Here is a 22,149-nt window from a genome sequence, read left to right as displayed (position 1 = left end):
AAATCTCCTTTTAGTGTATTAGTTTCCCTGAGAAAATTAAAAATCCAAAACATACGAAGTGGAAGGTCACCACAATTGAGACGGCTGTCGTCCACTTATTGTTCGGCCACCACTTGTGCTTCTTATTCCATTTTTCAAAGAAGTTAAAGCCGACCATGAGCAGCGCGTGATACAGCCCGTAGACGATGTACTGAGGGGCAAGGCCGTGCCAGACGCCCATCAGAAGGAACAGCAGCACATATCCGATATTGGAAACAGCCATCCGGTTTGTGATCCATTTTTTCTTCGTCATCCAAAGGACAAAGCGCATGAACACGTAGTCCCTGAACCAGAAGGAAAGCGACATGTGCCAGCGGTTCCAGAAATCTTTAATATTGCGGCTGATGAACGGCTTATTAAAGTTTTCTGGGGATTTGATTCCCATGATATAGCTGACGCCGACCGCAAAAGCCGTATAGCCGGCAAAATCAAAAAACAGATAAAGGCTGTACGCATACATGTATGCCAATCCATGTGAGATGCTGCCGGAAGTCAAAAACGGCAGTTTCATAATGACATACGTATTAATGCAATAGCCGATAATGAATTTATATAAAAAGCCGAGAAAGATTTTATTGATTCCTTTGTAAAGCAGTTCTTCGTATTGCTCCTTCGTCCATACCGTCTGATCGTCTTTTTCAAAACGGCGGTACCTGTCGATCGGACCTGACGAGATGGTCGGAAAAAAGAGAATAAAGTAAAGCAGTCTGCTGATTGGGAGCTGCTTTTTAATGAGACCGTCGCGGGTTTCAATGATGAGCTGAACCCCTTTAAAAGTTAAATACGAGATTCCGAGAAATGTTGCCCAGTTGTCAACGGCGAAAAACGGCAGCAGCTTTGACAGTGCCAGAGGCAGGATAGAAGCTGCTGCAGCGAGACAAAATACGATGCCGCTGTTCGCTTTGAGACGGTAAGCGATATAGCCTTTGATCAGAACCACCTGCCAAAGCGTAAACAGACACAGCATGATCAGCCCGTGCAGGCTGTTTGAAAAAATAAGCGCCAGAACCAGAACGGAAACCGCCATGTTATATAAGCGGAAGCTTTTTCCGTTCAGTCCGAGAATGATGGTCGGCGCCAGTAAAATTCCTAATATAATGAAGAAAAGAAATGAACCATAGGGCGTCATACGGTTACCTCTTCTTTTAATCTCTTGCGGTCGATTTTACCGTTTGCTGTCATCGGAATCTCTTTTTGATACATGAATTTTCTCGGAATCATATAGGCAGGCAGCTTGCTGCCCAAATCTTTCTTAATCGCGCTGGTTAACTGGTATTCCTTTTCAAAATCGTGTTCGGCAGGCACGATCATGGCGATCAGATACTCGATTTTCTCCTCGCGGTAGAATGGAATAACGACCGCCGACTGCACGTATCGGGACTGATTGATTTGGTATTCGATCTCTTCGAGCTCAATCCGGTAGCCATGCAGTTTGATTTGGAAATCGAGTCTTCCGAGGAAGAACAGCTGGCCGTCTTCTTTGTACCCTGCGTCACCGGTGCGATAAGCAGGGGCGCCGTTGTAAGAGAAAAACGCTTTTTCCGTCAGCGCTTTTTCGCCTAAGTAGCCTTTGCTGACGCTGGCTCCGGTAATAATGATCTCGCCTTTTTCCCCGTCTTGGACGGCTTTTCCGTCTTCATCGATGATCACGATCTCGGTTTCCGGCTTTTCAGAACCGACGGGAAGAGAAGAATACTTGTTTAATACGTCGTCTGTTACTTCGATGGAAGTAACGGCAACGGTCGCTTCGGTCGGGCCGTATGTGTTAAAAACACGAGCCTTTGGAAATCTCTCTTTAAGCTGTCTGGCGACTGACGCCGGAAGCGTTTCTCCGCAGAACATAAACAAGCTCAGCTCAGGAAGCAGCTCTTCAGAATAAGACGGATCCATCAAGCACATTTGTGCGAATGAAGGCGTCGATGTCCAGACGTTGACGTTGGACTGTTTCAGCGCTTCAAACAACAGTTTCGGCCGGTTAATCATATCTTTCGTAACCGTCCATAATGTGCCTCCGGACTGCAGGCAAGGGTAAAGATCCATCACAGATAAATCAAAGGAAAACGGGGCTTGATTTAAGAACACTTGGCCGCTTTCCACCGGAAAGTCATTCGTGATCCAATCTGTGAAGCTCTGAAGATTGTCGGCTGAGATTTGCACGCCTTTTGGATTTCCCGTGCTTCCGGATGTGTAGATAATGTAAAAGGTATCTTCACCATCTACCCAGCGTGCGGGATCTGTCTCCGGCACCCCGTCTCCTTCAAGAACGCCCGGTTCTACAACGGAAATGAGGGCGTCTCCCGTGTCAACCGAAGTGCCTGAGTTATTGAGTAAAAGCTCGGCTTTTGAGCTGTTGATGATTTTCAGAATCCGGTCTGCCGGAATCGATACGTCAACTGGAATGTACGGATGGCCGGCTTTCACGCAAGCCAGGAAAGAAACCGCCATGACCGGTTTCATATGTCCGTAGACAATGATCGGAGAAGCCTCTGTTAAAGCTTCGCTTTGAATCCGTGCGGCAAGGCGCTCAGATTGTGACCAAAGCTCTCCGTATGTCAGCTTTTCTTCTTCATTCACAAAAGCAAGGGTATCGGGTTGTGTTTGCGCGTATTTTTTAATTGTTTCTATCAGTTTCATTGTTTTTTTCTCCATTAAAAGTCATTATAAATATATGAACCTGTATTTGCTGTATGGAATCCGTAAATTAAAAACAGCAGCACGAGAATAAGAAAGTAATAGGAAGTGTTGAGCAGCCACTTCATTGTTGTTTTTTCATACAACATTCTTAGCTTATTTAACATTGATCTTTTCCTTTCCGTTATTGAATTGCCTTAACAACAGTATAAGACGAAAATGTTGTATAAAAGTTTCATTTGTGGGAGAGTTTTATTTCTGAGCGCCGTCAGCTCAGAGCCTATCCTATTATAAATATTTTTTGTTATTGTGGAAATAAATTCTTTTTAAATCACAAAAAAACAGGCTCATATGAAAAGCGGAGCGCCTTTCGATATGAACCTGCAGTTTGTCGGAAGAAGGCTTCGTGCGTGAAGGAATTAATACCTTACAAACGCGGAACCCACAATGATCAGCAAAATAAATAATACAACAATTAAAGCGAAGTTTTTAGAGTATGACATATCATCACCTCCGTAATAAGTGGTAATACAGAATATGAAAGTTTTATGACTTTTGAAAGGGAAATAAATTTAAAAAAGTGGAAAATGATCAACCAGGCCACTTTTTGATCTTACGCTATAAGTCGAAACTTTACTGTGGATTTGCCCGTCTACTAACTGAAAAAACGAAATGATGTCATAAGGAGAAAAATATGATGGATATGGCGATAGATAAGATGATAGGACTGCCTGAAGCCCAGATAGAAGATTTGAGAAACCTGATGGAGGACTGGAAGAACGAACTCCTCGTCTATAAATTTGCCTTGGATCAAATGGATACGAAGTTTTCGATTATCAGCCAGGAATATAATTTAATCCACGGCCATAACCCGATTGAGCATACGAAATCAAGGGTGAAAAGCTTTGAAAGCCTGATCAACAAGCTTGTGCGGAAGGGCTGCGATATTACGACAAAGGCCGCTAAGGAGCACATCAATGATATCGCGGGTCTCAGAATCGTCTGCTCGTTTTTATCCGACATTTACAATATGGTTGAAGTGCTGAAGGAACACGAAGACATCAAGATTTTAAAAATGAAAGACTACATTAAAAATCCGAAGCCGAACGGATACAGAAGTCTCCACCTGATTGTAGAGGTGCCTGTTTACTTGACCAACCGCGTCGAGCACGCCAAGGTGGAGATTCAAATCAGGACAATCGCGATGGATTTCTGGGCGAGCCTCGAACATAAAATCTACTACAAATTGAACAATGAAGTGCCGAACCAGCTCACGGATGAGCTGAAAGAAGCGGCTGACATCGCGAACTATCTGGATGAAAAGATGCTTCATATTCGAACAAAAGCAGATCAATAAAAAGCAGCCGGGCATTTTTTAGCCCGGCTGTTATTTTTTTCTGCCGCTTCACCCGAAGTTGTCAATGTTGATATCAACATCATATGTAATATCGGATTCGGCGAAAAGCTCATCCCATTTCCCTTTCACTTTTTCCCATTCCCGCGGATACTGAATTCTGTACTTTTCCCCGAATTTCAAGACGTCCGCCCGGTATTCGTCCTGCAGTTTGCCGAGCGCGCTCTTCATCCACACTTTGACCTGATCTCCGGCAAGACGCTCGGCTTCTTTCAGCTTTTTGTTTTGGAAGGCATGGCCCGGCGACGCCTTCGAGCTCTTCTTTTGTCAGCATACTGATAAGTTTTTTGAATCTTTCACTATGCCAGCTCCGTCAAATACGTTTTTCAACTAAAAGAAAAGAGGAAGAACGCTCCTTTGTATCAAAGGTTATGACTGTCATGAATCGAAAAAACAAAACAAGAAAATGATAAGAGCATGAGGAGGTCTAAAAATGAAATCGGATATTGAAAAACTTGCGGAATGCGGTTTGCAATACGGAGCGGCAGCGATGATGCACCGGGAGTCGCAACGGCTTGATGCTGCTTTATACGGGGCCGTCGGCAGTGCTTTCGGCCGTGATGCGGGTGCGGGCGGTAAAGCGGACGGAGCTGGCGAAAGGCTGCTTTACGCTAAGTAAATGGCCGGGCTGAAAAAGAACCGCGCCCTGTTTTTAACAGCCGTTGCATCCGGGACGATGCTGAATCCGCTCAACTCTTCAATGATTTCTTTGGCGCTGCACAGTATCCAGCATGAGTTTCACCTTTCATTTGCAACCGTATCGTGGCTGATTTCATCTTTTTATTTGGCCAGTGCGGTCGCACAGCCTGTCACAGGAAAAATCGGCGATTTAATCGGCCGGAAAAAGATGTTTTTGTCAGGGCTTGTTCTCGTTGCAGTATCGGCAATCGGCGCTCCTCTCGCACCGGCTTTTTGCGTCTTATTGATCATGCGTTTGTTTCAATCGATTGGGAGCGGCGCCATTTATCCTTCGGGAGTGGGGCTGATCAGAAGCCACATTCATGAAAAGCGGGCGTCCGCACTCAGTGTGCTGTCCATTTTTTCTTCGGCTATGACCGCTTTTGGACCGACTGTGGGGGGATTTTTAATCGTTCTCGGGGGATGGCCCGCCATTTTCCTCGTGAACTTTCCATTTATTTTGTTCAGCTTTTTGCTGGGGATGTATATGTTTCCGAAAGATGAGAAAAAAGCCGGCTTAAATGTCCGCGCCGTCATCAAGCGGCTTGATCTGACCGGGATTCTTCTGTTTGCGGGCGGAATCGTTCTCCTGCTGGCATTCCTGCTCTCATTGAGCACGGGCGAGCCCCGTTTTGCCGAGGGGATGTTCGGGCTTGTCTTGCTTTTGATGTTTGTTTGGTGGGAGCTGAGAGTGAGCAGCCCGTTTATTGATATCAGACTGTTGATCGCGCGCAGGACGCTAACTTCGGTCTATGCTCAATTTATTATGCTGAACATCTTTAACTACTGTTTGTTTTTTGGACTTCCGAGTTATTTTCAGGATGAAATGCACCTTTCCGTTCAAACGAGCGGTCTTTTGATGCTGTTCATGTCCGGGACGAGCGTATTGATTTCGCCTTTTGTCGGGACATGGATTGACCGTTCAGGTGAAACCCAGCCCGTTTTAATTGGTTCTTGCTTAATGGCGGCCGGCGCTATCCTGCTCACATTGTTTTTTGTCGATGCACCGATGTTGTGGAAAGGCATCATCCTCTCTTTGCTGGGGGTCAGCTACGGCCTTGGCAATGTCGCCCTGCAGGCTGCCATGTTTACGGCAAGTCCGCCGGACATCGTCGGGACCACTTCGGGGCTTTTCCAAACATGCCGCTATCTTGGCTCGATCTTTTCGTCTGTCATTCTGGGTCTGTTGTTTGGAGAAGAAATAACCGCGGGTCATTTTCAGGATCTGGGGGTGGTCATGATTGTGGTTGCCATCGGCAGCGTTTTGATGAGCTTCAGGTTTATTAAGCTGATGAAGGGTTGAAAAATGGAGCGCGAGATGCGGCTCCATTTTTGCTTCTCATAGATCCGAATGCTTGATTTGAAGATTGCACTTTGGCAATGGCAAAAGCGAAGAGGGAAAACCGAAAACTGGTATTAATTGCTTATTGAATGTTCTTAACGCTTCTTCTTTTTGATCACAGCTGTAATGATCATATAGACTATAAAGATAGTGAATAGCTGAATAAGGAAGGGAAACACAATCCATCATCTCCTAATAAATTTAAATATAAAAAACGTTGACTGTTGCAATAATAAGAGCGCTAAGGATTGTGATAACTGTCTGCGCACTCAATGCTGGCGAGATAAGAAAAAATTATAAAACATGGCTTTTTGTTTTATTAGTTTATTGCGCTCATCATTTTACTTAAATTGAGGGTATAAATATCCCGATGTGAAAAACATGATAAATAAAGAAAAAGGAATTGAATTCATTTCAAATCGAGTTTTCCATTAGCCAATGTGCTAAAAACAGACAGAGACTTAAAGTCAACAAGGAAAAGAGTGACCTAAATGCGAACTCATGATTCAACTTCCTAAACATCTTCGCTTCTACTGTAGTATCGAAAAGGCCGTTGATAGGAAAAGGCTATGCTTACATCCATCTTTAGGCTGGACGTCAGCAGCACAAACTGGACATGTTCGGAGAAATACCGGTTTTTTCCTGAATCGTTGAATTATTTTTTTAGGTATGCACGGGGAAGGTGATGACACGGAAGCGTGGGGAGGATAGGCGCTTTTGGTCTATGAAAAGAAGGAGGAGCAGATCAATTCGATCTGCTCCTTTTTAATATTACTGGGCAACTGAGGTGTAAGACGGTTTTCTGTTTTCTTTCTTGGTCAAGTTATACACGGCTGTTCCCGCGATTTGACCGGCTGTTTTCAGCCTGTCTTTGCTGATGTGTTCAATCGTGTCGTAAGGGGTGTGGTACCAAGGCTCCAATGCACCTGTTCCCGGCTCTCTCCAAATGAAGTTGGCCGAGTCGATGCCTGCTTCATGGAATGGGACATGGTCGGATGATCCGCCTTGATTTAAAAATAATACGTCTTTCCCAAGGCTTAAAGAAGCGGCTTTACTTAGCTGCCAGACGAGGTTTGCCGAACCGTCGGGCGTATTGATGTACAGCTGTGAAGCATTTTCCCAGCTTGTCGCCACCATATCTAAGTTAAAGTTGGCAACGCTCCGTTTGATTTCCTGACCTGACAAGGTGCTGACATAATGGCGCGATCCGAGGAGACCGATTTCTTCGGCGCCGAATGTAATAAAACGAATTTCTTTGTCGGCTGGAACCGTCTTCATGATCCGGGCCAGTTCAAGGACGACTGAAGTGCCGGAGGCATTGTCATTGGCTCCGGGAGCATAAGGGACGCTGTCATAATGCGAAGTCACATACACGATGTCCGGATTTTTGACACCTTTTGCTTTGCGGACGCCGATTACGTTTTGCGATGTTTGATTTTTATGAGCCCTCAGCTTCAAGATCGCTTCTTGTTCAGAAAGCAGCTTTTCTCCGTCTTCCTTTTTGACGCCGACTACCGGAACATCGACTTTATTACCGCCGAGATTCGGAGTCAGAGGGACGAGACCGTCGATGTTATTATAAATGATCACTCCGCTTGCGCCTGCGTCAGCAGCGTTTTTCGCTTTTTCATAGAATGTCAGCTCACCTCTTAAAATGACGGCAATTTTGCCTCTCGCTTCCTCGGTGAAGTCGCCGGGCAGGCCGAGGCCGGCATCATAGAGAGGAGCGGCCAAGCCTTCTGCTGCAGTCGGTGCGGAACCGGCGGCAGGCCGCGTTGGCACGTTATTTCCCTGAACGGTAAGCGTTCCTTCCAGCCGGTCAGGTATGCTGAAGGTTTGTGTGGTCACTTTCAAATGTGATTTTTTCATCTGTGAGGCGATGAAAGCGGCGCTCTTTTTTTCTTCCGCCGTGCCTGTCACACGCGGTCCGATCGTTTCGCTTAAATGGTAAATCGTTTGATAGGCGCGGTTTTCGTTGAATTTTTTGCTGAATTTTTCGATATCTTTTACGATGGCTGTTTCCTGAGGCGCCGCTTGAACAGCATTCCCCGTTCCAGCGGTGAACACGCCGCCTGCTATTACGGATAGCGCCAATCCGATTATCATCATTTTTCTCTTCATACATAAACCTCCTTGATGGTCTTGTTTTCCTGAGAAGAGATATTCGCAGCAGAGCGGGTGAATCCTGCATGCATCTGATAAATGATTCGATAGACCAGTAATTTGAAGTTTGATAAAAAAGTTTTTTTGTTTAATAGGATGTTGACGTGAGCCTTCTTTCTGTTTAGAATACGTCCGACTTATCAGGATCCTGATTTTGAATCACATATGTGAATGTTGGAGGGTGTCATGTCAGTAAAATCCGCGGTACGTGTTGTACGTATATTTGAATTGCTGTCAAATCATCCGGATGGATTAACCGTAAAGGAGATCAGCAAAGAATTGTCGCTGCCGCAGAGCAGTACATTCAATTTGGCCGCTACACTTTTGGATGAAGGCTACCTTCAGCAGGATGCTATCAAGCGTTACAGGCTGGGGGCAAAACTGATTCAAGTTGGAACCGCTGCCATGGAGTCGATCGACATTTCGTCGCAGGGTGTTCCATTTTTAAAACAGCTGATGGACGGGGTTCAGGAGACGGTGTTTATGGCCGTTCTATCCGATGATCAGCTCGTCTACATCGCAAAAATCGATAACAACAGGTCAATCAGAACAACCGCACAGCCCGGTTCGCGCAAACCGCTTTATTGCACCGGGCTTGGCAAGGCATTTTTGGCATTCATGCCGGAGGATAAAAGGGAAGGGCTGCTCGACCGCATGGAATTCATCCGCTTTACCGGGCATACCATCACCGCCAGAGATGAGCTGGAAAAGCAGCTGCAGACTTTTTGGAACAGGGATATGCCGTTGACAATGAAGAAAATGAAGAAGGTTTGTTTTGTCTGGCAGCGCCTGTCTATGGTCCGGATGGCGTGATGAAGGCGGCGATCAGTACCGCCGGGCCAAAGGAGCGCATGCTCGCAAGAAAGGCCGTTATCGTTGAGCAGCTGCTTCACACAGCCGGAAAAATTACAGAAAGCATTGGCGGATATAAAAAGCCGCTTGAGCAAAGGAGAGAGTTCTGATGGATGTTATTAGCATAGGAGAGACAATGGCGCTGTTCACTCCGAATGAAGACGGCCCTCTCAGATACGCAAGAAACTATCAGGTGAGAATAGCGGGCGCAGAAACCAACACGCTGATCGGGCTTTCGAAGCTCGGTAAAAAAGCCGGCTGGATTACCCGGCTTGGAAAAGACGAGTTCGGGGCGATGATTCTTTCTTCTGTCAGAGGAGAAGGAGTCGATGTCAGCCAGGTGAAGCTCGATGACGCGTCGCCGACCGGTTTGTTTTTTAAAGAAAGGAAAAGCGCGGCCAAAGTCAATGTCTTCTATTACAGGAAGCTTTCAGCGGCGAGTTTTTTGAAGAAAAGCGATATTGCTGAGCCATACATTGAGAAAGCGGGGTTTTTATACATTACGGGAATTACCCCGGCTTTAAGTGAAAGCGCTTCAGATGCGGTGTTTTATGCTGTGGAGCTCGCCAAAAAGCACAATAAATGCGTTGTATTTGATCCGAATTTTCGAAAAAAGCTCTGGGATGGAGAGCGGGCGCGGCAGACGATGTTTGATCTGATCAAACAGTCTGATATCGTGCTTCCTGGCTTGAGCGAAGGGCGTTTTTTGTTCGGCACTGCTAATGAGAAAAAAATAGCGGAAGCCATCCGCGGGCTCGGGGCTGAAACTGCCATCGTCAAGCTTGGTGCAACAGGCGCCTATTATTCCGGTCGGAATGAAAGCGGCTATGCGGAAGGCTATCAGATTCAGACTGCAGCGGACCCCGTGGGTGCCGGAGACGGCTTTGCAGCCGGCGTTTTATCGGGTTTGATTGATCAAATTCCGCTTTCAGAAGCTGTCAAACGCGGCTGTGCCGTCGGCGCTATGGTAGCTGCGGTAAACGGTGATATTGAAGGGCTGCCTGACCGCGATTCACTGTTTGCGTTTATGGAACAATCTGATGAAGAAGATGTCAGCCGATAAAAAAACCGTAAAGAAAGGGTGGCAGAAATGCATGTATTGTCACAAATCAAAGAACAAAAAGTGATTGCGATCATCCGCGGATATAATCCGGAGGAGGCAGTGAGCATTGCCGGCGCCTTAAAAGCGGGCGGCATCAGGCTTGTGGAAATTACGCTCAATTCCCCTCAAGCGATCAAAGCGATTGAAGCGGTTTCAGCACATGTTGGAGACGAAATGCTTGTCGGAGCGGGGACCGTTCTTGATCCCGAATCTGCGAGAGCGGCGCTTTTAGCCGGCGCGCGGTTTATCCTGGCGCCAACTGTTCATGAAAAGACGATCAAGCTGACAAAGCGATATGGAGCGGTCAGCATTCCGGGCGCCTTTACCCCGACGGAAATATTGACGGCGTATGAAATCGGGGGAGACATCATCAAAGTATTCCCCGGAACGATGGGGCCTGGCTATATCAAAGATATCCACGGACCGCTTCCGCATATTCCACTGCTTCCGACGGGAGGAGTCGGATTGGAAAACCTTCACGAGTTTTTACAGGCCGGTGCGGTCGGTGCTGGAATCGGCGGTTCACTTGTCAGGGCTCATCAAGATGTGAATGACGCGTTTTTAGAAAAGCTGTCCAAAAAAGCAAAGCAATTTGTTGAAGCAGCAAAACAAAAAAGGGGAGATCAGAGATGAAAATAACGGGATTCGAGTGTTTCCAAATTCCGCCGCGCTGGCTTTTTTAAAAATCGAAACGGATGAAGGCATTACAGGATGGGGAGAGCCGGTAATTGAGGGGAAGGCGGCGACAGTTAAGGCGGCTGTCGGCGAGTTAATGGAATATTTAATCGGCAAAGACCCGATGAACATTGAAGACCACTGGAATGTCATGTACAGAGGCGGGTTTTATCGGGGCGGACCCATTCTAATGAGCGCGATTGCAGGCATCGATCAAGCGCTTTGGGACATTAAGGGCAAGTTTTACAATGCTCCCGTGCATCAGCTGCTCGGAGGGAAGAGCAGGGAATCGATCAAGGTCTATTCATGGATTGGCGGAGACAGGCCTCAAGACGTCGGCCTCGCTGCCAAGCAGGTGGTTGACCAAGGCTTTACAGCCGTCAAAATGAACGGCACGGAAGAGCTGCAATACATCGATTCACATGAAAAAATCGATCAGGTTATTGAAAGAATATCAGCCGTCAGAGAAGCTGTCGGCCCGTACATTGGAATCGGCATTGACTTTCACGGCAGGGTGCACAAGCCGATGGCGAAGATTTTGGCAAAAGAGCTTGAGCCGTTTCGTCCGATGTTTATAGAAGAGCCTGTTCTGCCGGAAAACAACGAGGCGCTCCGCGATATCGCCAGCCTCGTCTCAATTCCGATTGCGACCGGAGAACGAATGTTTTCAAAGTGGCAGTTTAAAAATCTGCTGACTGACGGCTATGTCGATATTATTCAGCCTGACTTGTCACACGCCGGCGGAATTACCGAGTGTAAAAAGATTCTGTCGATGGCGGAAGCATTTGATGTCGCCGCCGCCCCTCACTGTCCGCTGGGCCCGATCGCTCTGGCGGCATGCCTTCAGGTTGATGCAACGTGCCACAATGCATTTATTCAGGAACAAAGCTTAGGAATCCACTACAACAAAGGCACGGATTTGCTTGATTATATAGTGGATCAAAAGGTGTTTTTCTATGAAGACGGCTATGTCCGGATTCCGGATGGACCCGGCCTTGGGGTGGACATCAATGAAGATCACGTCCGGAAAATGGCTGATATCGGGCACAACTGGCGCAATCCGGTATGGCGGCACAAGGACGGAAGCATAGCTGAATGGTAAAAATGATACCGTTTTCAAAAGGTGTCCGTCATTACAATCAAATAAAAGGAGAGGGCCTGTCATGAAACAAACAACTTTAAAAGAGAAGCCGACAAAGGTTAGAGTGCGGGTACTGCTGTTTATTTTTGTATGTGTCGTGATCAATTATATGGATCGAAGCAATATCTCCGTCGCGGCTTCTGCAATCGGAGACGATTTAAACTTGTCTGCCGTTCAATTGGGCTTGATTTTTTCAGCTTTCGGCTGGGCATACTGCGCCCTGCAAATACCGGGAGGCGGGCTTGTCGACCGGTTTGGCCCGAGGCTTGTCTACGGTTTTACCTTGGTTACATGGTCGCTCGCAACATTGCTTCAGGGGTTTGTCCGCGGCTTCGGTTCTCTATTCGGGTTGCGTCTTGCGACGGGGGCGTTTGAAGCGCCGGCTTTTCCGACCAATAACCGGGTGGTGACTTCTTGGTTCCCTGAACAGGAAAGGGCTTCAGCCATTGCGTTTTATACGTCGGGGCAATTTGCCGGCCTTGCGTTTTTGACGCCGGCGCTCAGCAGCATCCAGCATGTCGTCGGCTGGCGCGGCCTGTTCATCGTAACGGGGGTAATCGGCATCATCTGGGGCCTGATCTGGTATATTTTTTATCGTGATCCCGACCGTCATCCAAAGGTAAACAAGGCTGAACTTGAGCATATAGAAAAAGGCGGGGGTATCGTCCGCCGCGGCCGGACTTCCGAAAAGGAAAAAACGGCATTTAATTGGAAGCATTTCAAACAAGTGACCGCTCATCGCAAGCTGTGGGGTATATATATTGGACAGTTCGCTGTTAATTCGACTTTATGGTTTTTTCTGACATGGTTTCCGACATACCTTGTAAAATATAGAGGCCTTGATTTTCTCCAATCCGGTTTTCTCGCCTCGCTTCCGTTTCTTGCGGCATTCATCGGTGTTCTGTTGTCCGGCTTCCTGTCCGACTATCTGATCAAAAGAGGCGTATCGGCCGGGGTTGCCCGCAAAACACCGATTATTACCGGATTGATCCTGTCTATTTCCATTATCGGTGCCAATTATGTCGATCAGACATCACTGATCATTTTATTTATGACGCTCGCCTTTTTTGGAAACGGTCTGGCCTCCATTACATGGGTGCTTGTATCGTCTTTAGCGCCTAAGCATTTGATCGGACTGACCGGCGGAGTATTTAATTTTGTCGGCAGCCTCGCTTCCGTTATCGTTCCGATAGTCATCGGCTTTCTCGCTAACGGCGGAAGCTTTGCGCCCGCACTCGTTTTTATCGGCACCCTTGCCCTTCTGGGAGCCCTTTCCTACATCTTTCTTGTCGGAAAGGTTGAACGGATTCAGATGCATGATGAGGAAAAGAAAAACGATTCTATATTCATGTGAATGTTCTCGGCGGCCGGATGCCCGGCGGCCTTTTTTGTTTGAAAGGAATAACCGCCGTGATTTGCCGCAAAATAACTCTAAAATATTTTGACGGACAGGTGTTCACGATGAAGACATATTTTCAAAAAGATTATCAGCTCGGCTCGTTTCAACTGTTTTCAACATCTCATATTCTGACTTTGCTGGTGCTTGCAGCGCTTGGTGTTTGTTTGTTCGTCTTTCGCAAGACGCTGCAAAAACCGCGGTGGAACCGGATGCTACGCTATGTCTTTGTGGCGGTTTTAGTCATTTCAGAAATCAGCTACCACTCCTGGTTCATCTATGTGAATTCCTGGACACCGCGCTATTGTTTGCCGCTTCACCTCAGCGACCTTTCGGTTTACCTTGTCATCATTCTGTTATTGACGAAAAACCTCAACTTGTTTAAATTTCTTTATTTTGCCGGTTTGGGAAGCGCTTTGCAAGCGATTCTGACGCCTGACTTGGGAAGGTACGGCTTTCCTCATTTCCGCTTTTTTGAATTTTTCATTTCCCACGGAATCGTCGTACTGGCCTGTCTTCTGATGATTGCGGCCGAAAAGTATAAGCCGACCGTGCGCTCTCTCTGGGTCATATTTCTTCTCGTCAATATTTATGGGGCATTCATCTTTTTAATCAACCGTTTGCTGAAGTCGAACTATATGTACATGATGAAAAAGCCGGGCGGCGGAGCTTCGCTGTTAGACGTGCTCGGGCCGTGGCCATGGTATCTTTTATCAGCGGAAGCGGTCACGATCGTCTTCTTCTATCTTCTCTATCTGCCGTTTTGGATCGCCGGGAAGGTGAAAGACAAAAAGGATCTTGCATGATCCTTTTTTTTCGGCCTATCGACAGTGTTTATCTTTTGAAAAAAGGGAATAGAACAAAAAAAGAAAAGGAGATGGAAGACATATGAAAAGCGACCGAACCATGCATATTATTTCTTGTACAGACAATAACTACGCACAGCATTTAAGCGTGATGTTCGCATCATTGCTGACGAATATGGATCAGACGCGCGATGTGAAACTGTATGTCATCGACGGAGGGATTGAACCGGAAAATAAAAAGCGTCTGGAAGAGACGACCCTTCAATTCGGAGCCCCCATTACATTTCTTAATGTAGAAAAAAGCCAGTATGACCGGGCGGTCGAAAGCAGCCATATTACAAAAGCGGCATACTATCGGATTTCCATCCCGGATCTGATTGATGACGAATCCGTCAAACGAATGATTTATGTCGATTGCGACGCCTTAGTGTTAGAGGATATATCGAAGTTGTGGGACAAGGACATTTCACCGTATTACGCAGCGGCGGTTGAAGATGCAGGCCAGCATGAACGGCTGAAAAAGATGAACATCAGCGACGAAGCAAAATATTTTAACTCAGGTATCATGATCATCGATATGGAAGCCTGGAGAAAAAACGACATTTCGAAAAAAGTCATCGACTTTATCAATAACAACGATGAAGACATGTTTGTGTTTCATGACCAAGACGCGCTGAATGCGATTCTTTATGATCAGTGGCTCGAACTTCATCCAAGATGGAACGCCCAAACACACATTATTTTAAAAGAAAAAACACCGGCTTCCCTCATCGATCAAAAGCGCTATATGGAAACAAGGGCAAATCCGGCAATCGTTCATTTCTGCGGCGGAAACAAGCCTTGGAATTCACAAACCTCACACCCGTACGCCCGTCAATATTTTAAGTACTTGCAGTCCACAGCCTTTAACCAGCCGGCCAAATTGTCTAAAAACCATGTCAGCTAACATGCCAATCTCATTTTAAATCGCAGGATGAATCGATATAATTTACAACAAACCCTGACGTATCCCCATATTCGCTTGTTTCCTTTCATCGGAAACAAGCATTTTTCTTGGCGTGCAAACATTTTTGACGAATGGAGGAGTGCTTTTGGTTAAAGTGCTGTTGACGCTTAACGGACTGTTTTACCGCGCAGCGCCGCTGTTGAAGGAAAAGGTCGAACGGCTCGGTGCCGAATTTGCGTTTTTGGATTCAAATCGGTTGACGAGACAGGATTTACTGACTCATATCAAGGATGTCCATATTTATATCGCCGGCGTTGAAAAAGCGGATCGGGAGCTGATCGACGCTGCCCCGGAACTCCGATATATCATGAAATTCGGCGCGGGAATCGACAATATTGATGTAGAATATGCAAACGAAAAAGGAATCCTCGTCACGAATGCTCCCGGCCAAAACGCCTCGGCAGTCGCCGACTTGGCATTCGGCCTTCTGCTGTCTGGCGCCCGTTCGATCCCGCAGTCAAACGCCGCAGTCAAAGCTGGTTTATGGCAATCGGCGATGGGCTATGAGCTCGATGGAAAAACGCTGGGGCTTGTCGGTTTTGGGGAAATCGGCAAAAAGGTTGCAAGGCGGGCCTCCGGGTTTCATATGAACGTTTTGGCGTACGGCATATATAAAGACTACAATGCAGCCAAACGGCTGAATGTACGGTTCGCAAAGCTTGACGATCTCCTGGCGAAATCGGACTTTGTCTGCATCAGCACGTCATTAAGACCTGCCACCTATCATTTGATCAATCAAGAAAAGCTGGCAAAAATGAAGAAAACCGCGTACCTGATCAACATTGCCCGCGGAGAAGTAGTAGACGAAAGCGCGCTCATTCAAGCGCTTGAACAAAAACAGATCAGAGGCGCAGCATTGGACGTCTTTGAAACCGAACCGCCGGCCGCCCGGATCACCAGCCTCGGCAATGCCATATGCACGGCGCATATCGGCGGCGCTACGTATGAGAGCATCAGGCGCATCGAAGAAGTGACATATCAAAATATCAAAAGGTTTATCGAAAAACAGCCGCCGGCTTTCCGCGTTCCATCAAGACCGGAAACGCGATAAGCCGCGTCCGGTTATGTTCTTTGAAAAAACTCGACCATTTCTCCTTCCGGCCCAAAAAGAAAAAAATAGCGGAAGCCGTTCGGCAATACGGTGATCTCGTCTTCCATCAGCTTGATGCCGGCGCCTTTAACGCGGGCGAATTCAGCCTCGATATCATCGGTTGAGACGGCAAAATGATGTACTTTTCCTTCCTGAGGAAGGCTGTCGTTATATCCCTCGATCAATTCAAGCTCTGTCTCGTCTCTGTTCTCAAAACCTAAAAAAGCGAGCTTCATGACGCCGTTTGTATGGGTCATTCTGCCTTTCAGCGTCATTCCGATCACATCCTGGTAGAATGCGATCGAAGCATCAATGTCTTTCACCATCAGCCCTACGTGGTCGATTAGCGACATTTCGCCATTCCTCCTTTTGTTTCTCCATCATTTTAGAAAGATCGGAATCATCTGTCAATTATATCGATTACATGATGAATAAGAATATTGATAAGGCGTTATGGTAGGATAGAGAAGACTTTAAAATAAGGACTGAAATCAAATGCATACATTAAAAATAAAACATCCATTCGCTGTAAAAATGAAAAAGGGCTATCCCTTAATTGAAAAAGAAGCTGTTTCTTCACAAGAAAACGGCATAAAAGAAGGTTCGCTGATCAGGATTGCCGATGAAAACGGCAGGTTTTTGGGAAAGGGCTATTATGGCGAGCAAAACAAAGGGATCGGCTGGATACTGACACGAAACAAAGAGGAATCGATTGATCAGACATTCTTTTTAAGCAGGCTGGCGAACGCCTTTCAGGCCAGAAAATCGCTTTTTCAAGACCCGGATACGACCGCTTTTCGTTTGTTTAACGGGGAAGGCGACGGAATCGGCGGCTTTACGATTGATTATTATGACGGCTACTATTTGTTCCAATGGTACAGCAAAGGGATTTATACGTTTAAGGAGACGATTATGGAAGCCCTCGATGAATTGACGGACTATAAAGCCGTATATGAGAAAAAACGGTTTAATACGGCCGGGCAGTATGTAGAAGATGACGATTTTGTCAGAGGAGAGAGAGGGGAATTTCCGATCATTGTGAAAGAGAACGGCATTCATTTTTCCGTTTACCTCAATGACGGAGCGATGACAGGCGTTTTTCTCGATCAGCGCCATGTCCGCAAGGCGGTTAGGGACCGGTATGCGGAAGGAAAAACCGTGCTTAACACCTTCTCATATACAGGTGCATTTTCTGTGGCGGCGGCACTTGGCGGTGCTGAAAAAACGACGAGCGTTGACGTTGCAAACCGTAGTTTAAGCAGGACGATCGAACAATTCAGCGTGAACGGGCTGGATTATGAAGCTCATGATATTAAAGTTATGGACGTTTTTAAATATTTTCAATACGCGGCCAAAAAAGAACTCGCCTTTGACCTCGTCATCCTTGATCCGCCTTCATTTGCGAGAACGAAAAAGCATACTTTCAGCGCGGCAAAGGATTATAAAAATCTGTTGAAAGACGCGATTCGGATCACTGAAGATCAAGGTGTGATCGTCGCTTCGACGAACAGCAGCGCTTTTGGGATGAAAAAATTCAAAGGCTTTATCGAGGCGGCATGCAAAGAAACGGGGACGCGCTTTACAGTGCTTGAGGAGCATTCGCTTCCCGAAGATTTTAATACAGTGAAAAGCTATCCTGAAGGCGATTATTTAAAAGTTGTCTTTTTGCGGATCCGCCGCCGTTAATGTAAGGACGGGGAAAAATTTTGCGATAAAAACAATACCTGTCGATCAATTATTCATGTATATTGATATTACGCAAATCACTCAGGCAGGGGGAAGTTATGGATTACGGAATTTTAATATCGATAGGTATTTATATGGCAGGAATGCTTTTTATTGGATATTTTGCATATCGAAGAACTTCAAATTTGACCGACTACATGCTTGGCGGAAGAAATCTGGGCCCCGCCGTCACCGCGTTAAGCGCAGGTGCTTCCGATATGAGCGGCTGGCTATTAATGGGGCTGCCGGGTGCGATGTTTCTGAACGGATTGAGCAGCGGCTGGATCGTTGTCGGTCTGACAATCGGCGCTTATTTGAATTGGGTGTATGTTGCGCCGAGGCTGAGAACGTATACGGAAACGGCCGGCAACAGTATTACCATACCGGATTATTTCGAAAACCGTTTTAAAGACGGTTCAAGGCTGTTACGGGTGACGTCGGCTTTTGTTATTTTAGTGTTTTTCACTTTTTATACATCATCCGGAATGGTGGCGGGCGGAGAGCTGTTCAGAACCGCATTCCACCTTGATTATCGGATCGGCATCTGGCTGACGGCCGGGGTTGTCATTCTTTATACGCTTTTCGGGGGATTTCTGGCTGTCAGCTGGACCGATTTTGTTCAAGGGACGATCATGTTTATCGCGCTCATCTTAATGCCGATCGTTGTTTTTGTCCAGTTGGGGGGAATTGCGCCGGCGTTTTCGGAAGTGAGCGCGGTCAACCCGGACCTCCTCCGCCCGTTTCAAGGAACAACCGCAATCGGTATCATCTCTTTACTGGCATGGGGGCTCGGCTATTTTGGACAGCCTCATATTATTGTCAGGTTTATGGCGATTTCAAGCGTGAAAGAGTTGAAGAGTGCCAGAAGAATCGGCATGGGCTGGATGATCTTTTCGATTTGCGGAGCGATGCTGACAGGGCTCGTCGGCATTGCCTATTTCAGCGCGAATCATCTTTCGTTAAAGAATGCCGAGACGATATTCATTAAGCTGGCCGACCTTTTGTTCCCATCGATGATTACGGGGTTTTTGCTGGCCTCCATTTTAGCAGCTGTCATGAGCACGATTTCTTCACAGCTTCTTGTAACCTCAAGCGCGCTGACAGAGGATTTTTATAAAGCGTTTGTCCGGAAAGGGGCTTCTGACAAAGAACTTGTTCTTGTCGGAAGGCTGTCTGTCCTCGCGATTTCACTGATCGCACTTATGATGGCGCTTCATCCGAATGAAACGATATTGAATCTTGTCGGCTATGCATGGGCAGGCTTCGGGGCGGCATTTGGCCCTGTCGTTCTGCTGAGCCTGTATTGGAAACGAATGACGAAGTGGGGCGCGCTTTCAGGGATGCTGTCCGGGGCGCTGACCGTTATTGTGTGGGAGCAAGTGAAAGCTTTTGACCCGGTTTATGAAATCATTCCCGGATTTATTGTTTGTACAGTCGTGATCATCGCCGTCAGCCTGATGACAAAGAAGCCGTCCGTAGAGATTGAAAAGGAATTTGAGACGGCGGTTGAACAGCTGAAAGGGTGAAAATATGGTCATGGTCTTTGTCAACGTACTGTTGACGGCCGCTTTTCTCACAGGGGCTTTCGCAGGATTCCTGTGGGCATTTTCCAAAGAAAAAGGCGATGAATTTTTCTCGGAAATGACGGCGGATGGATCGGGGAAATTTCACACTTTTCGGTTTGAATTTTCCCCAAACTGCCGCATGACAAGGCTATCAGGTGTATTTCTTTTATATTATTGCTGATGTGCTGCTTGATGTCTAAATGAAAAAAACCAAATTGGCGGAAAAAACTTCCCCAATTTGGTTTTTTTATTTTTCGGCTATGATACTGCAATAAGGGAAATGAGAAACGGCGCTGCGCAAAGCGTGATGATCGCAGCCAGGATCATCGATACGCTTGAAATCGTTCCGGACACGGAGCTGAGCTCAAATGCTTTTGACGTACCTGCGCCGTGGGCGCTTGTGCCAAGCAGCACGCCCCTTGCGATTTCATTATCAATCCGGAAGTAGCGAATGACCATCGGTCCGATCACTGATCCGGACAGGGCGGTCAATATAACAAAAACAGCGGTCACCGCGGGCATTCCGCCGATCATTTCAGAAACGCTCATTGCAATTGGCGTTGTGACCGATCTGGGAACGAGGCTCTCAATCAGGTCTTCATTCAGCTTGAAAAGTTTTGCGATAAACGCTGTTGACAGGATCGCGATACAGCAGCCTACAGTCACGTTGATAATGATCTCAACCGCGTATTTTTTCAAGACTGGAAAGTATTTGTACAGCGGAATCGCAAAAGCCACGGTTGCCGGCTGGAGCATGTCTGTCAACAAGCGTCCGCCCGCATTGTATGCTTCAAAGGGCACGTTGATGAAAAGCAGCAGGCCGACAAGGATCACCGGCGTGACCAATAAAGGTGACGCATATACCTTTGGATGGCGTGAATAGACCGCTTTTGCGCCCAGGTAAATTAACACTGTTGCGATCAGGCTTAAGCATCCGATGAGCATGTTTTTTTCCTTTCCTTTCTTTTGGCAATCAATTGAGTCAGCATTCCGGTCGACACCATGACGACGAATGTACTGATGAGGACAACGAGTATAATGCTTGTGCCGAATTCAGCCAGAATATCTCCGTAGTTCATAATCCCGACGGCTGAAGGGACAAAGAACAAAAGCAGCTCCGCGAGAAGCCACAAGGCGCCGATTTCAATCCATTCCAGCTTAATGATTTTGAAATGAAGAAGCGCAAAAATGACGATAATCCCGAGAATGCTGCCGGGAATGTTTATATGAAGAACCTCGGCAATCAGATTCATGAAACGCGCGAATAAAAACAAAAGAGCGACCTGACCTAATCCTTTAATGAATGTTTTCATGTCATTATCCCCCTTTCTAAACAAGAGTGTACATGAGTTTTAAGTATAGGTAAAATACATATACAGAATAGATATTATTCATTTTGTCTATAGTTGAAAACGCAAATCAGGTCAAAAGAAACAGTTTCCTGACTAAAATTAGAAATTGTCGTCCGGAATCATTTGGCGATTTTTTATGACCATTAAACTGCCGTATGCCCGTGTCTTTAGACTTGTCCGCGATGAAAGCGGTGTACAAATGATTCAAAAAGACGGGTTATATGTCCCTTGAAATGCGGTGTGAGGAAGACGGCGTCCTGTGTATATATCCCTAAAAACAGTATTTACAGCCTATTCAACATCCGTGATTTTCGACTTAAACTATAAATATTGGAAATGAGAGCAAGTCTAGTCAAAGATGTGAATCTATGAAAAACCACAATCAATGCGAATCATACTGCAATTTCAGAGGTGACAATAATGGACTACTCAGACACGTTGCAAAAAATACACGGTGTCCTCTCCCATAAGGCGGCAGAACTGGAAGAACAAATTGCAAGGCTGGAGCGGGCAAAGCGCGATGTAGAGCGGGAACAAAACCTCGGAATCGAAGAAATCAGGCAGATTTTGCGGCCGAACCTTGATGAGTCGTGGACCGGAAGCAGGGCAGCCGATTTTGACGAAGCACGTGATGAAGCGCACACGGCAATGTACAGAATTTTCACCGATGAGTATGATCGGTATATTCATAAAATTGATTTAAAGATATTTGCTTTAGATTCTGAAAAAGGGGCTGTTCAAGCTGCAAGCTGGTCAGCCGACCGGGCGGACTTTCTGATGGAAAAAGGAGAGGAGGCCGTCGACGCTCTGCACAGCACAATCAACGGTTTAAAAGGATGGTTGAAATGAGCAAAACGATTAAACTTAACCATGCAGCGGTTATGAAGCAGCTGGAACAAGTAAGCAGCACGCTTCAAGCCGTGTCTTTAAAAAGCCCGTCAGCCGGAGCGCTCGGGCGGAACAACCTTGATTTTACGAAAAAGTGGCTTGAACGGGAAGCCGAAATTTGCAATATGGTCAAACAGTATAAAGAGGCTGTTCGTAAAAACATTGAGGACACCCGCTCGAATGTGGACACGCTGAAGGAACAGGATGAGGCGATTGCCCGAAGATAGGCGCTGCCGGCTGTATGCCGGCGGCGTTTTTTTTATGTTGATGTAGAAGGGTGCTCC

General features: G+C 46.6%; 22 protein-coding genes and 2 pseudogenes. 15 read left to right on the top strand and 9 right to left on the bottom strand.

Features of this window, described 5'->3' with window-relative positions; all coding sequences use genetic code 11:
• Nucleotides 1-10: 10 nt before the first annotated feature.
• The 4 genes from dltB to QMZ64_RS05100 form a co-directional block, all read right to left on the bottom strand.
• The gene (gene dltB, locus QMZ64_RS05115; protein ID WP_243941578.1) at nucleotides 11-1,168 is read right to left on the bottom strand and encodes a D-alanyl-lipoteichoic acid biosynthesis protein DltB; all 1,158 of its coding nucleotides are present in this window, start codon (nucleotides 1,166-1,168) and stop codon (nucleotides 11-13) included.
• On the bottom strand, nucleotides 1,165-2,673 hold the full coding sequence (dltA, locus tag QMZ64_RS05110; RefSeq protein WP_265625354.1) for a D-alanine--poly(phosphoribitol) ligase subunit DltA: 1,509 nt from the start codon (nucleotides 2,671-2,673) through the stop codon (nucleotides 1,165-1,167). The genes dltB and dltA overlap by 4 nt, the downstream gene beginning before the upstream one ends.
• A gap of 14 nt (nucleotides 2,674-2,687) precedes the next feature.
• A complete protein-coding gene (locus QMZ64_RS05105) occupies nucleotides 2,688-2,837 on the bottom strand; it encodes a teichoic acid D-Ala incorporation-associated protein DltX (protein ID WP_003186278.1) in 150 nt (49 codons plus the stop codon).
• Nucleotides 2,838-3,089: 252 nt separating this feature from the next.
• Entirely contained in the window at nucleotides 3,090-3,209 is a 120-nt protein-coding gene (locus QMZ64_RS05100) for a YjcZ family sporulation protein (protein WP_377902634.1), read from the bottom strand.
• 179 nt (nucleotides 3,210-3,388) lie between these two features.
• Between QMZ64_RS05100 and ywaC the strand changes: the two genes are divergently transcribed.
• Complete coding sequence (ywaC, locus tag QMZ64_RS05095) at nucleotides 3,389-4,027, top strand: GTP pyrophosphokinase YwaC (RefSeq protein ID WP_031314764.1); 639 nt, start codon at nucleotides 3,389-3,391, stop codon at nucleotides 4,025-4,027.
• A gap of 48 nt (nucleotides 4,028-4,075) precedes the next feature.
• On the opposite strand, the gene QMZ64_RS05090 is transcribed toward ywaC, so the two are convergent.
• Nucleotides 4,076-4,255, bottom strand: coding sequence for a Ger(x)C family spore germination C-terminal domain-containing protein (locus tag QMZ64_RS05090; RefSeq protein ID WP_326131967.1), 180 nt, complete (start codon nucleotides 4,253-4,255; stop codon nucleotides 4,076-4,078).
• A gap of 262 nt (nucleotides 4,256-4,517) precedes the next feature.
• Between QMZ64_RS05090 and QMZ64_RS05085 the strand changes: the two genes are divergently transcribed.
• On the top strand, nucleotides 4,518-4,703 hold the full coding sequence (locus QMZ64_RS05085; RefSeq protein ID WP_265625356.1) for a hypothetical protein: 186 nt from the start codon (nucleotides 4,518-4,520) through the stop codon (nucleotides 4,701-4,703).
• Nucleotides 4,704-6,065: an MFS transporter gene (locus QMZ64_RS05080; RefSeq protein WP_265625357.1), complete on the top strand. Its 1,362-nt coding sequence runs from the start codon at nucleotides 4,704-4,706 to the stop codon at nucleotides 6,063-6,065. It begins immediately after the preceding gene.
• An 810-nt stretch (nucleotides 6,066-6,875) separates the two neighbouring features.
• On the opposite strand, the gene QMZ64_RS05075 is transcribed toward QMZ64_RS05080, so the two are convergent.
• Nucleotides 6,876-8,225: a M28 family peptidase gene (locus tag QMZ64_RS05075; RefSeq protein ID WP_265625358.1), complete on the bottom strand. Its 1,350-nt coding sequence runs from the start codon at nucleotides 8,223-8,225 to the stop codon at nucleotides 6,876-6,878.
• A gap of 228 nt (nucleotides 8,226-8,453) precedes the next feature.
• Here QMZ64_RS05075 and QMZ64_RS05070 point away from each other — a divergent pair.
• The 8 genes and pseudogenes from QMZ64_RS05070 to QMZ64_RS05035 all read left to right on the top strand — a co-directional run bounded on the left by QMZ64_RS05070 (nucleotide 8,454) and on the right by QMZ64_RS05035 (nucleotide 16,296).
• Nucleotides 8,454-9,229 (top strand): annotated as a pseudogene (locus tag QMZ64_RS05070) (IclR family transcriptional regulator).
• Nucleotides 9,229-10,182, top strand: a complete 954-nt coding sequence (locus QMZ64_RS05065; protein WP_265625359.1) for a sugar kinase — start codon at nucleotides 9,229-9,231, stop codon at nucleotides 10,180-10,182. The pseudogene QMZ64_RS05070 and the gene QMZ64_RS05065 overlap by 1 nt, the downstream one beginning before the upstream one ends.
• 27 nt (nucleotides 10,183-10,209) lie before the next feature.
• A complete protein-coding gene (locus QMZ64_RS05060) occupies nucleotides 10,210-10,854 on the top strand; it encodes a bifunctional 4-hydroxy-2-oxoglutarate aldolase/2-dehydro-3-deoxy-phosphogluconate aldolase (RefSeq protein WP_265625360.1) in 645 nt (214 codons plus the stop codon).
• Nucleotides 10,851-11,998: pseudogene (gene dgoD / locus QMZ64_RS05055) on the top strand (galactonate dehydratase). Before QMZ64_RS05060 ends, dgoD begins: the two are co-directional and overlap by 4 nt.
• Nucleotides 11,999-12,059: 61 nt before the next feature.
• Nucleotides 12,060-13,391: an MFS transporter gene (locus tag QMZ64_RS05050; RefSeq protein WP_243941595.1), complete on the top strand. Its 1,332-nt coding sequence runs from the start codon at nucleotides 12,060-12,062 to the stop codon at nucleotides 13,389-13,391.
• A gap of 107 nt (nucleotides 13,392-13,498) precedes the next feature.
• Nucleotides 13,499-14,239, top strand: a complete 741-nt coding sequence (locus tag QMZ64_RS05045) for a YwaF family protein (RefSeq protein ID WP_265625361.1) — start codon at nucleotides 13,499-13,501, stop codon at nucleotides 14,237-14,239.
• Between the two features lie 82 nt (nucleotides 14,240-14,321).
• Entirely contained in the window at nucleotides 14,322-15,185 is an 864-nt protein-coding gene (locus QMZ64_RS05040) for a glycosyltransferase family 8 protein (RefSeq protein ID WP_075213733.1), read from the top strand.
• 154 nt (nucleotides 15,186-15,339) lie between these two features.
• The gene (locus QMZ64_RS05035) at nucleotides 15,340-16,296 is read left to right on the top strand and encodes a phosphoglycerate dehydrogenase (RefSeq protein ID WP_265627887.1); all 957 of its coding nucleotides are present in this window, start codon (nucleotides 15,340-15,342) and stop codon (nucleotides 16,294-16,296) included.
• 11 nt (nucleotides 16,297-16,307) lie between these two features.
• Here the strand turns inward: QMZ64_RS05035 and QMZ64_RS05030 are convergent, their stop codons facing one another.
• A complete protein-coding gene (locus QMZ64_RS05030) occupies nucleotides 16,308-16,688 on the bottom strand; it encodes a VOC family protein (protein ID WP_265625362.1) in 381 nt (126 codons plus the stop codon).
• 142 nt (nucleotides 16,689-16,830) lie between these two features.
• Between QMZ64_RS05030 and QMZ64_RS05025 the strand changes: the two genes are divergently transcribed.
• Nucleotides 16,831-18,021, top strand: a complete 1,191-nt coding sequence (locus QMZ64_RS05025) for a class I SAM-dependent rRNA methyltransferase (protein ID WP_265625363.1) — start codon at nucleotides 16,831-16,833, stop codon at nucleotides 18,019-18,021.
• 98 nt (nucleotides 18,022-18,119) lie between these two features.
• Nucleotides 18,120-19,586: a sodium/proline symporter PutP gene (putP, locus tag QMZ64_RS05020; protein WP_265625364.1), complete on the top strand. Its 1,467-nt coding sequence runs from the start codon at nucleotides 18,120-18,122 to the stop codon at nucleotides 19,584-19,586.
• A 297-nt stretch (nucleotides 19,587-19,883) separates the two neighbouring features.
• Here the strand turns inward: putP and QMZ64_RS05015 are convergent, their stop codons facing one another.
• Both QMZ64_RS05015 and QMZ64_RS05010 read right to left on the bottom strand, forming a co-directional pair.
• Entirely contained in the window at nucleotides 19,884-20,570 is a 687-nt protein-coding gene (locus tag QMZ64_RS05015; RefSeq protein ID WP_023856983.1) for a CidB/LrgB family autolysis modulator, read from the bottom strand.
• Entirely contained in the window at nucleotides 20,552-20,938 is a 387-nt protein-coding gene (locus tag QMZ64_RS05010) for a CidA/LrgA family holin-like protein (RefSeq protein ID WP_020453376.1), read from the bottom strand. Before QMZ64_RS05010 ends, QMZ64_RS05015 begins: the two co-directional genes overlap by 19 nt.
• 459 nt (nucleotides 20,939-21,397) lie before the next feature.
• On the opposite strand from QMZ64_RS05010, the gene QMZ64_RS05005 reads away from it, so the two are divergent.
• Nucleotides 21,398-21,826 carry a YwqH-like family protein gene (locus QMZ64_RS05005; protein WP_020453375.1) on the top strand — a complete coding sequence of 143 codons (429 nt, stop codon included), beginning with the start codon at nucleotides 21,398-21,400 and terminating at the stop codon, nucleotides 21,824-21,826.
• Complete coding sequence (locus QMZ64_RS05000; RefSeq protein ID WP_065644440.1) at nucleotides 21,823-22,092, top strand: YwqI/YxiC family protein; 270 nt, start codon at nucleotides 21,823-21,825, stop codon at nucleotides 22,090-22,092. The genes QMZ64_RS05005 and QMZ64_RS05000 overlap by 4 nt, the downstream gene beginning before the upstream one ends.
• The last annotated feature ends 57 nt before the right edge of the window (nucleotides 22,093-22,149 follow it).

This window comes from Bacillus sp. LB7 (assembly GCF_030449715.1).
GTDB classification, from domain to species: domain Bacteria; phylum Bacillota; class Bacilli; order Bacillales; family Bacillaceae; genus Bacillus; species Bacillus paralicheniformis.
The sequence above is the reverse complement of the archived record's forward strand: the minus strand, read 5'-3'. Positions and strand labels throughout refer to the sequence as shown.